Genomic DNA, 9,857 nt, shown 5'->3' on the forward strand with positions numbered 1-9,857 from the left:
CCAGACGAAAACACGAGGTCACGCTTAAGAATATAACTGGTTCCGTCATTGGCCGTTTCAAGCAGGCCAACATGGAGCCACGCTGCGCGCAGGAAGGAAGCACTCGCGGGCCTTGGATGTACATCCACGGTGCTAGACGAATATTCCCGTTACATCATTGCCTAGAACCGCTGCTCCACCATGCGGGTTCAGGACGTCGTCGATACGCTTGACCTGGAAACGGGAGTTCCAGGATGTGGTCAGGCGCATGTGCGGCATCGGTCGCGCGTGCTGAGTGACAATGGCCCCGGTTACATCGCAGTCGATGACATAGACAGTGTCTGCGGCGCTCCGCTTCAACTCCAGACGCAGAGCAAGACTAAAGCCTTCCCCATCTTGTGCTGTGGCAGGCGTACGCCAATCTGCCTTTTCGCCCGTCCGGTTCGACAAATGCCGTTATCGGACATCCGCCCAGAATTCCGGGCAGGGGCATCTCGCCACTTATCCAGGCGCGCTATGCCCCTGTTAACCATAAAAAATTTGCCGCTGAAAAAATTGCGCCGCCACCCTTGCGGAACAAAAGACGAACCCCTAGCTTGACAATCGCAAGGCCCAATCCCGGGTCTTTCACGCTCGGTTGGTCGCCTCGGATAAGAGAGCGGCTACCGGTTCCGTTGGCGCGGTTCCGGCAGCCTGACCACCCGTAGCCTGTCAACGAGGTTACAAATGGCTGAGACCAATGTCGGCGCTTCGGCGTCCGCGGGCAAGCATGCCCGCACATCCTTCCACACTCTTGATCACACCCAGAAAGGCCTCGATATCGAGGGCCTCGCCCGGCACTGGGCCGTCGACTATGACGTCCAGATCCGCATCATGGGCTCGGTCTTTGATACCGGTTCGGCCGCGATCGGCGATATCATCGCCGAATTGCCCGGTCACCCGGCCCCGGCCGCCGCTGTCATGGCGCTGGTCGATGCGGGCTTTTTGAAGCGCGAACCGGGCCCGATCACGCCTCATACCCGGATCAGCCTGCCGCTGGTCGACCGCCCGGAGCCGCTGGTGCTGGAGGCGCCCGCGGGCGGTGGTGCGCCACCGGCGGGCAAGAAGGGCAAAAAGGTCGCGCCCCTTCCCGACACCGTCGCTGAAATCGAAAGCCGCCGCGTCGCGCCCACCGTGAGCGTGGTCAAACTCGAAGATCTGCTCGATCTGCCGCGTTTCGAGGGCCCGGCGGTCTATCTCGGTCTCAAGGGCAAAATCCTTTATCCGGGCCGGACCGACAAGGGCTGGCCGCGCATCGCCGCACCCCATCTCAAGGGCTATGACAAGGTTGTGGTCCTGCGCGATGCATCGGGGCAGCTGACCCCGCGCCTCGCCGCCGTCGCCGAGCGTATTCTGGGCCTCCACGCCCAGGCCCTGCGCGGCTATCGTCTGGCCGGGTCTTTGCCCATCGGCTCGCCGGTCGGGCGCGAGGAATATATCGCGGCCCGGCTCTTTGTGGCCGAGGGTCTGATCCTGGCGCAGCGTCTGGGCTTTGGCCTTGCCGGGGTCAGCGACCAGGATTTCATGGCCGGCGCCCGGGGCCCGCTCGATCAGTGCCTGGATGTCGATGCCATCCCGGAGGGGGATGAATACCACCTCTATGCCTGTGGCGTTGAGGCGCGCGCCGTGGTCAGTGACGGCGACTGGATCGTGTTGCCGGGCAGCGAAGTGCGCAAGAAACTCACGCCCACGGTTGGCGCCGTAGTCAACAGTCTGCGTCAGGAATGGTTGTTCTCCGGGGTCCTCAAGGACGAGGGCGCACGCTATCGCCTGACCGAACCGGTGGTGTTCAATACCGGCACGGCAGCGGCCAATTTCGTGCTCGGCAGCAAGGGCCCGAACCTGGCGGCCTGGAGCGGTGACGGCTCTTCGCCCCTCGAGCGCATGCCGCAGACGCCCTGAGGCGCCCGCTTCGCCCTTTCCTTTTCCCTTTTGCACGCGGACCTCCCCAGGCGGGAGGTCCGAAGGAGCAGTCATGACCCTTTCCCGCATCTCCATGTCCAAGTCGGATGACGAGGCGACGCCCAACAGTACCGAAATCCTCTCCCGGCTGGCCCTCGACCAGTTGATTGCCACGACCCTCGACGCGCGCCTTAGGGAAGAGAACCCTCTCCTCATGCTGATCGGGGTCAAGAGCCCCAGCTGGGCGCGGGCGCTTCGCGAACAGTTGGCCCGCCGCTATCCCCAGACCTGCGTCCGCAGTTACAAGGGCGACAAACGCTCGGCGTCCAGCCAGGAAGAGGACCATTTGCTCCTCGCGCTCAATGACGGTCAGTCCGGGATCGGCGTCAGCACCGATATCGTGGCCCAGGTGCCCGAGGCGCTGCGCAACAGCGCCGATTTTACCCTGCATTTTGCCGGTCTCAGCCCGGCGAGCCTGCGCAAGGCCATTGGTCTTGTGACCGGCCAGCCGGTCCGGCGCCTGCCCAAACTCCGTCTCGATGGGCTGGACCTGGCCGATCTTGCCGCAGCCATTCGTCCCGGCTCGACGCCGGCGCAGTGCATCAAGCGCCTCACGCTCACGCTTGAGCGCAAGGCCAGTGATCTGGGCGTGCCCGATGATGCGGTGCCGGTGAGCGCATTGCCCTTGAGCCCGGAGGTGCGCGCCTGGTCCGAAGAGGTGCTGACCAGCCTGCGCCTGCTGGAAGAGGGCAAAATCTCCATGCGCCGCTCGCCCTTTTCGGTGCTGGCAGGTCCCACCGGTAGTGGCAAATCAAAACTCGCCGAAGCCATTGCCAAGGCGGCTGGCTGGCAGTTGATTCAAACCAGTGCCCAGGACTGGTTTGATCGCAGCGACGGCTTTTTGGGCGGCGTGGCCCGCCAGACCAACAGCTTCTTTCAGAGCCTCGAAAACAACCCGAAAACGATCGGATTCGTGGACGAAATTGAAGCCATCCCGGATCGCGCGACCCTGGATGAGCGCAATCGGGAATGGTGGACCACGATCGTGACCGGCATTTTGGTGCAGGTCGACCGGCTGCGTCGTTCGCCCACGCCGGCTTTACTGATTGGCGCGACCAATTACCCCGAGCGAGTTGACTCCGCTTTGCTGCGTCATGGGCGTCTGGGGCGCCTCGTGCGCGTTGAGCCGCCCCGGGATCTGGCGGCCATCACCGACATCTTCCGTTATTATCTCAAAGAGGACTTGCGCGAGGACCAACTCCTTCGTCTCGTCCATATGAGCATGGCTTTTGGCCACCCGACCCCGGCTTCGGTTGAGAACTGGGTGGGTACTGCACGCGTTGCCGCCATGGCGGCGGGGCGGTCCCTGACCCTGCTCGATCTCGAAACCGCGATCGGCGGCACGGATGATCGTCCTCACGCGGAACGCTATCGTGTCGCCATCCATGAAGCAGGCCACGCCGTCATTGCGGCGCATCTTGATGTGCCGATCTCTTCGGTGTCGATCATTGGCCAGCCCGGCTCTGCCGGCAGCATGCTCGCAGAAATTCGCACCACCGACCTTGACCGCCATAGTCTTGAGCATCTGGTGACAGTCCCACTGGCCGGGCGTGCGGCCGACCAGATGCTGCTTGGCCTCAGCGACGCGGCGGCAACCAGTGATCTCAAACTGGCGACGCGCCTTCTCTTCAATGCGCATTTCGTGTGGGGGCTCTACGATCACCTCACGGCGATCGAGGGCGACACCAAGGGTCCGCTTGTGCTCGACCCTGAGGCGCGGGGCGTCATCGACGCAAAAATGCACGAATTGCTGGTGCGGGCGCAGTCGCTGGTGAGTGAGCATCGCGAGGCCATCGAGCGGCTGGCGGATGCGCTTTTGCGGGCCCGGGTTATTTCGGGGACCGCAGTGCGCGATCTGGTGCTGAAGTCGCGGGTCTGGGGCCCCGAGCCGCGCGAAAGGGCAAAGCCGTGATCGATCTCCAGCAGATCATGGAAAAGCTCGAAGGGGCTTATTCCGACCACACGCTGCGCGGCTATCGCACGGACATGCAGCAATTTTTACGATGGTGCGAAGCGGCTGGTCACGAACCTCTGCCGGCAGCACCGGCCACGATCGTGGCCTATGTCAAAGGGGAGGGGGAGCGCTTGCTCCCCTCTACCATCAGGCGGCGCCTGTGCGGCATTGGCCGGATCCATCGCCTCATGCGCTACGATGATCCGACGCGCGATGAGGAGGTACAACTTGCGCTGCGTCGGGTTCGCCGCCAGAAGCCCGGGCGCCCGAGACAGGCACTGGGCGTTACCGCGAAATTGCGGGATCAATTGATCGCGGTCTGTTCCGACGACCTGATCGGGTTCCGCGATGAGATCCTTGTGCGTGTGGGTTTTGATACTCTCTGTCGTCGGGGAGAGCTGGTCGCTCTTCGTGCGCAGGATCTGTTTGAGAATGAGCGCGGCAATCTCTCAATTCTGGTGCGGCGGGCCAAGAATGATCAGACCGGGCAGGGGCGCATTGCGCCGCTTTCGTCAGCAACCTCCGATCGCGTTCGCGCCTGGTTGGCTCAAACTGGAATTGAGACCGGTCCTCTCCTTCGACCTGTATATGGAGAGCATCTGAAACGGCTCTACCTGGAGCCGGTGACAATTTCGCGCGTGCTCAAAAAGCTGGCGGGACGAGCACATGCCGCGGCGTCAACAAGACAGGGCGTGTCGGGACATTCACTGCGGGTGGGGGCTGCCCAGCAGCTGACGCTGGATGGACACAGCCCCTTGCAGATCATGCGGGCGGGTGGGTGGCGCTCCATGGCCGTTGTCGCGCGCTACATTGAGAACGTCGATCTCGATTTGTGGGGGTAAAACAAAAGGTCTCGTGTAAAATGTGCGCCAATTCGCATTTTCGCACATGCCCTAGGCGTTAAAGCCGTTCGTGCCATAGCCAATTTATATGACCGCACCACCCGACGGTGTGGCATGGTCCTCGCGCGGCCTTCGCTCTATCGGAGGCCCGGAATGACGCCATGTCCCCGCATCTGGACTTTCCCGCGCATGGCCCCGGGCCTGCTTGATCTCCATGGGACTGCCCCTCCTGCCCTGCCAAAGAAATCGGCGGGCCGACCGGCCCGCCGTCACGCCCAATTCTGCTTTCGGGCGCCCTGTCTTGTCACTGCGTCTTCTGTCTCAACCGGCGCGCGGCGGCGCCATCCCCAGGCGGCGGCCCAGGCCACCGGTCTTTTTGCCTTCACCCTTGCCGATGTCCGCGATCGGCGCATCATCCTGCCCCGGCCGATAGATGAAGGCCTTTTCAAGAGTTTCATCAAGCGTCCAGATCGCCTGGCCGTGGAGCTTGGCGAGTTCGAGGAGCGGCTCGGGCAACGCCTTGATCTTCAGCGTTGCAAAGCGCGCCGAGCGGGTCGAGAACTTGCACCCATGGCCCTGGATTGCCTTGCGATAGGCATCGGACACCCCGTCGAGGCCGATATAGAAGATCTCAGCAGGGCGCCGCTCCGCCTCGCGGTCGCTGGCCGCCTTTTGCCCCAGCTCGGACCAGCGAGCGCGTTCCGCCGGGTCCGACATGCGCGCCGCGAGGTCGACAAAGGCCCCCTCGAGTTCAAAACTGGTCAGATCAACGAGATTGTGGCTGACCGCGAGGCTCCCCACTTCGGTCTTGAGCGCGCGCATGCGCGCCGCATGCGATTTGCGGGCATTCTGCTGCGCACGCCGGTGGCGTTCGGCCTGCTCGGCGAGCGCCTCTTTCTGGGCAACGAGGCGCGCGCCCAGCGTATCCAGGGCCGGCTTGGCCTTCTCGTTGCCTGCCGCCAGTCCGCTGCCGTCCGAATACGCCTCTGCGCCATTGATCAGGTCATCGGTCGCGGCATCGGCATTGTCGGCGGCATCGTGACGTGCCGCGACTTCGGTGGTCTGCCCGACCACGCCAGCGGGATCCGCCGCCTCCAAGGTGTCGCGCTGACCGTCTGCCTCCTGGCCGGGCTCTGGTTCCTTGTTCATGTTCAAAACTCCGCTTTTTGGGTTGCAATTTACGAATCCATCCTGGACACGCGACTCAAGCGTGACTCGGATCAAACAAAGCTCAAGCCAAAAGATTCCCGAATCAGACCCGCCCAAGTGATTGGCAAACCTCACGTTTCAGAGTATCACGCGCGCCAGTCGATTCGTGCGCATGTTGACGCGCGGCGCGCCAGCGCGCCTCAAAGTTGACGCGCCCCCCTCGCATCCCGCCGGTCCAGTCCCTATCTCATGGGTCATGCCGGACCGGGCAGCGGGCGCGGCAGGGACCAAGGGCCTTCCGAGAAAAGGGGTGCTGATGCCGATCGGCTTTGCACGCATGCAGATATTGCGGCGCGCTGCGGGTCATGATGCGCGCCAGCGATACAATTATATCGCGCGGCTGGGCGAGCATGCCTATCGCCGCGACCTTGCCCACGGGCCGGTGACGCTCGCTCCAACCGGTGCTCCGGGTGAATTGACTGGCGCTGGTCTCTGGAGCGCGGTCGAAGCGAAGGCCGGGCGCAAGGATGCCATCGTGGGCGCCGAACTGGTGCTGGCCCTGCCGCGCTTTTCCGAACTTGGTGCCGATACAGCCATCGCGCTCGTCGACGCCTTCTGCCAGGCGATGATCATCAGCCATGGCCTTGGCGCGAGCTTTGCCATTCACGGCGCGCATGAGCTGGAGGATGCCGGCCAGGACGCGGCCATGGCGATTGAAGAAGCCGATGGTCCCTCAATCGCCGATCTGCTCGACACGGTCTCGAGCTGGCCCCACGCCCATGTCCTGGTGACGCCCCGCTCCCTCGGGCCGGACGGGCTTTCGCCGCTCCGCAGCACAATCCTCGAGCCGCTTGTCCGCGGCGCCGGCAAGAACCGGACGGTGCTCTGCGCCGTGCCTTGGCCTAAGATATGGACGCGCTATCTCAACGCGGCGCTGATCCATGCCGGCTCCGACCAGCGCGTGCGGCTCAGGGCACCTCATTCTGGCCAGCATGTCGGCCCGGCCCGGGCGATGGCCTTGCTTCAGGGCGACATTGAGCGCGGTGAAGTGCCAGAAGGTCAGATGTGGCCAAGGCTCAACGCGAAAATCGAAGCCCGCAATGCCCAGACCCTGCTAGCGGCGCCCGAGTTCAGCGAACCGGTCTTTACCCGCGCCGAGGTGGCCGATCTCCTGTCGCGCTATCTCGATCTTGGAGGTCCGGCGCTCGCCGCCCGCACCGATAAGACCCTGGAAGCGATCGGTGCCCTGCCTTTGCCAAATCCGCTGACCGGCGAAGCGACGGCCTGGCTGTCAAGCCGCGCAACGCTCGAGCGGGCCCGGCGCATTGCCGGCATTGCGCAATCCATTGTGAGCAATCGCGCTCCAACCGTGCTTTCCAGGGCAACGGTGGCAAGCACCATTGCCCGTCTCGAACGGGACCCCGATCTCACTCCGGCCATTGTCGACTGCCTTGCCAATGGTCACCGGCTGGTGACCATCGAAACGGGCGATTTCGGGTCGATCCTGCCGGCGCTGGATGAAGTCGCACCCCATGCAGGAACGGAGGCAATCCATCTCGGCCACAAGGCCATGACTCTGGCTGCGCTTGGCCGGCAACGGGTCCGGTTCGTGATCTCGGGCCAGATGGAGAAAAAACTCCACGCCGGGCATTTGGTGATTGTGGACAGGCCCGATGCGCTCGAACTGGCTGATCTCGAAACCCTGCTCGACACAGTACTGGGCCACAATTGTCGACTGCTGTTCGTCCGCCGCCCGCATACGCTGGTCTTCCCGCGCAGCCCGATCGTTGACCGTATCGCCGACTGCGGGCCGACCCACGCCTTGCCGAGCAGTAAGGACGCCATTCTGCCCAGCCGGATGGCCCCGGTTGATCGCGACCTGGCCGGCCTTGCCGAAATATTGCAGCGCGGTCACGCCAGAGTGTTTGCCGATCACGCATCGCGTCTCGCCTATGCCCAAAGGACTCTGAGCTATGAGCAGCCGACGCGCCTCGTCGGGCTATCTGCGGCAGACCGCCAGGCCCTCGGTCTTGATGAGCAAATATCGGACCAGATCAAGGATGCGGATGCCGCTGCCGATCGAGCCGACGAAATCATCCTTGTCCTCACCGATGCCGAGCGCCTCACGCCACTATATGGCCATTTCCCCCCGGAACGCACGGCGCTGCTGATCGATGCCGGACGGACACCGACCCTGGCGCATCTGATCAACACGACTGCGCGGGTCGCAGGAGACCAAAGATTGTTCCTGGCCGCCGCGGCATTCGCGACGGACCAGCCCCTCGCGGACGAGACCGGCTTTGATTTGGCAGGTGAGATTGCCCGGCTCTACCGCCATCATATCCAGGCGATCCTGGGCTCTTTCCGCGTCGCGAACTCCACCGCCATGCCGGGCATGGAGGTGGCTCTGACAATGCCCGTATCCAAGCTTGTCGAGCAGCTCAATTCTGCGTCGAGCCTGGCCGGCCAATTGCCCACGGGAAACGAAGACCTTGCCGACGACTTCGGTATCCCGCCCGATGACGATTTTCGACCGGAAGATTTCATCGACCCCAAGGACACCCATGACGACGATCCGTCGCACGAGCCCTGCGTACTTGAAGAGGCTTTCGACGAAGACGACGCCTTTCTCCACATTGACGAACCCCCTGACGACGTGACGCCTGACGACTGGGATGAATCCGAAACTCGGTGAGCGCTGCCACCTCTCCGGAATGCCCAGCCCCTCTTTGCTTATGGTGACCTGGTCTTGTCGCCAACAAGAGTGCTACATGGGCGTGGCCGAACCTTCACGTCGCTCCATTCCACATACCGATAAACCGCATTCAGGTTCGTCGAGGGCGCTGATCGTCACTGCAGTTTTCTTGCTGGGCGATCACCTTTACGTGGGTTTCTGAATCAGACGCATATTGCGTTAAGGCTAATCCCATCGACGGGGTCGTCAGCAACCTGCTGTTGGACGAGATGGTCATGGCTGCTAAAAAATGTGTCGCCGGCTTACATGGTCTGCACCAATGCCAGGCCCGTCGATGCAACCAGTCGCCGGAGGCCAGCGCTTCGCGGGCAGTCCGGCCATCACATACTTGAATACGTGCGGAGACGACCCTCGTGCCTCTTGGGCGGATGCTGCCCTTTCAGGGGTGCAACGAAATCGCCGAAATCGACCGCAAAGCCATGCTGCGGCGGAGCATACCTGGCCCCGCTGGAGAGGCATGCCCACGCGATAAAAGGCTCGACGCGGGCTGTGTCTGGCCTCGGCGGCACCAACGAGGCTCGAATTGAGCGCTCCCGCTGGGAGAGAGACGCCGACCGGGATAATGGCCAGCTGAGACTGGCGATGCTGTTCCGTAATCACGCCCCCCAGATAATTGATATGTGCGCTATGGACTACGGGCTGACAGCCCGGGCCCGGCATGGTCTTGAGAAATCACTGAAGCGTCAGTTCCAGACATTGACTTAGGCCCGGTCTTGCCGATTTCCAGCAGACAGCCTTCATAAAACGCAGCAAATCCTGACCGTCACCAGCCGGGTCGGGGCGGCGCCCACGCGCTGGGTGGCCGCTGATGGCTGATATGGTCCCTGGGTCGATCCGGCTCTCTTGGCGATGGGCTTCGGCAGACGCGAAATGGAGAAGCCTGCCATGTGAAGCGCCCATGCTGTCCCGCCATCGAGCGGCGGGATCAGCGTACCGTCTTCAATCCCGGCGGCGGCGATCCAATCCACCAGTGTAAGCTGCAGGTGCTTTCGGGACATCTTTCTGTCTGATTATAGCTTTTCTCGGAGGGCCTCGTAAGGGGTTTTTCCCTTGAACGCGCCGTGCGGCCTGGCGAAGTTATAGAACCGTTCCCACTCGTTCAGTTTCGCCTCGAGATCAACATCGCCCTTGTAGCTGAGCAGCTGGTAGAACTCCTGTTGATCTGACCGGTGCGATC

The 9,857-nt window shown here is 62.9% G+C and carries 7 protein-coding genes and 1 pseudogene; 4 read left to right on the top strand and 4 right to left on the bottom strand.

The annotated features are described in order from the left end of the window. Nucleotides 1-132: 132 nt before the first annotated feature. Nucleotides 133-429, bottom strand: coding sequence for a hypothetical protein (locus tag HKD40_RS16795; RefSeq protein WP_169196931.1), 297 nt, complete (start codon nucleotides 427-429; stop codon nucleotides 133-135). Nucleotides 430-705: 276 nt separating this feature from the next. Between HKD40_RS16795 and HKD40_RS16800 the strand changes: the two genes are divergently transcribed. The 3 genes from HKD40_RS16800 (at nucleotide 706) to HKD40_RS16810 (ending at nucleotide 4,776) form a co-directional block, all read left to right on the top strand. Beyond that, nucleotides 706-1,920 (top strand): DUF4357 domain-containing protein, encoded by a 1,215-nt coding sequence (locus tag HKD40_RS16800; RefSeq protein ID WP_169196932.1) that lies wholly within the window; start codon nucleotides 706-708, stop codon nucleotides 1,918-1,920. Nucleotides 1,921-1,993: 73 nt separating this feature from the next. Then, nucleotides 1,994-3,892: an AAA family ATPase gene (locus tag HKD40_RS16805; protein ID WP_169196933.1), complete on the top strand. Its 1,899-nt coding sequence runs from the start codon at nucleotides 1,994-1,996 to the stop codon at nucleotides 3,890-3,892. Next, a complete protein-coding gene (locus HKD40_RS16810; protein WP_169196934.1) occupies nucleotides 3,889-4,776 on the top strand; it encodes a tyrosine-type recombinase/integrase in 888 nt (295 codons plus the stop codon). Before HKD40_RS16805 ends, HKD40_RS16810 begins: the two co-directional genes overlap by 4 nt. 321 nt (nucleotides 4,777-5,097) lie before the next feature. On the opposite strand, the gene HKD40_RS16815 is transcribed toward HKD40_RS16810, so the two are convergent. Beyond that, nucleotides 5,098-5,925, bottom strand: coding sequence for a hypothetical protein (locus HKD40_RS16815; protein WP_169196935.1), 828 nt, complete (start codon nucleotides 5,923-5,925; stop codon nucleotides 5,098-5,100). A 316-nt stretch (nucleotides 5,926-6,241) separates the two neighbouring features. Here HKD40_RS16815 and HKD40_RS16820 point away from each other — a divergent pair, with 316 nt between their 5' ends. Then, on the top strand, nucleotides 6,242-8,620 hold the full coding sequence (locus HKD40_RS16820) for a MobA/MobL family protein (protein ID WP_169196936.1): 2,379 nt from the start codon (nucleotides 6,242-6,244) through the stop codon (nucleotides 8,618-8,620). A gap of 797 nt (nucleotides 8,621-9,417) precedes the next feature. Here the strand turns inward: HKD40_RS16820 and HKD40_RS16825 are convergent. Next, nucleotides 9,418-9,678 (bottom strand): hypothetical protein, encoded by a 261-nt coding sequence (locus HKD40_RS16825; RefSeq protein WP_169196937.1) that lies wholly within the window; start codon nucleotides 9,676-9,678, stop codon nucleotides 9,418-9,420. 12 nt (nucleotides 9,679-9,690) lie between these two features. Continuing rightward, nucleotides 9,691-9,857, bottom strand: a pseudogene (locus tag HKD40_RS16830) (integrase core domain-containing protein); the annotation flags it as partial.

The sequence above is a fragment of the Devosia sp. MC1541 genome (genome assembly GCF_012847305.1).
Lineage (GTDB): Bacteria > Pseudomonadota > Alphaproteobacteria > Rhizobiales > Devosiaceae > Devosia.

Bases quoted from the DNA above. Each gene is read 5' to 3' on its own strand.
- HKD40_RS16800 (WP_169196932.1), top strand. From the start codon at position 706: ATGGCTGAGACCAATGTCGGCGCTTCGGCGTCCGCGGGCAAGCATGCC.
- HKD40_RS16825 (WP_169196937.1), bottom strand. From the start codon at position 9,678: ATGTCCCGAAAGCACCTGCAGCTTACACTGGTGGATTGGATCGCCGCC.
- HKD40_RS16815 (WP_169196935.1), bottom strand. From the start codon at position 5,925: ATGAACAAGGAACCAGAGCCCGGCCAGGAGGCAGACGGTCAGCGCGAC.
- HKD40_RS16820 (WP_169196936.1), top strand. From the start codon at position 6,242: ATGCCGATCGGCTTTGCACGCATGCAGATATTGCGGCGCGCTGCGGGT.
- HKD40_RS16805 (WP_169196933.1), top strand. From the start codon at position 1,994: ATGACCCTTTCCCGCATCTCCATGTCCAAGTCGGATGACGAGGCGACG.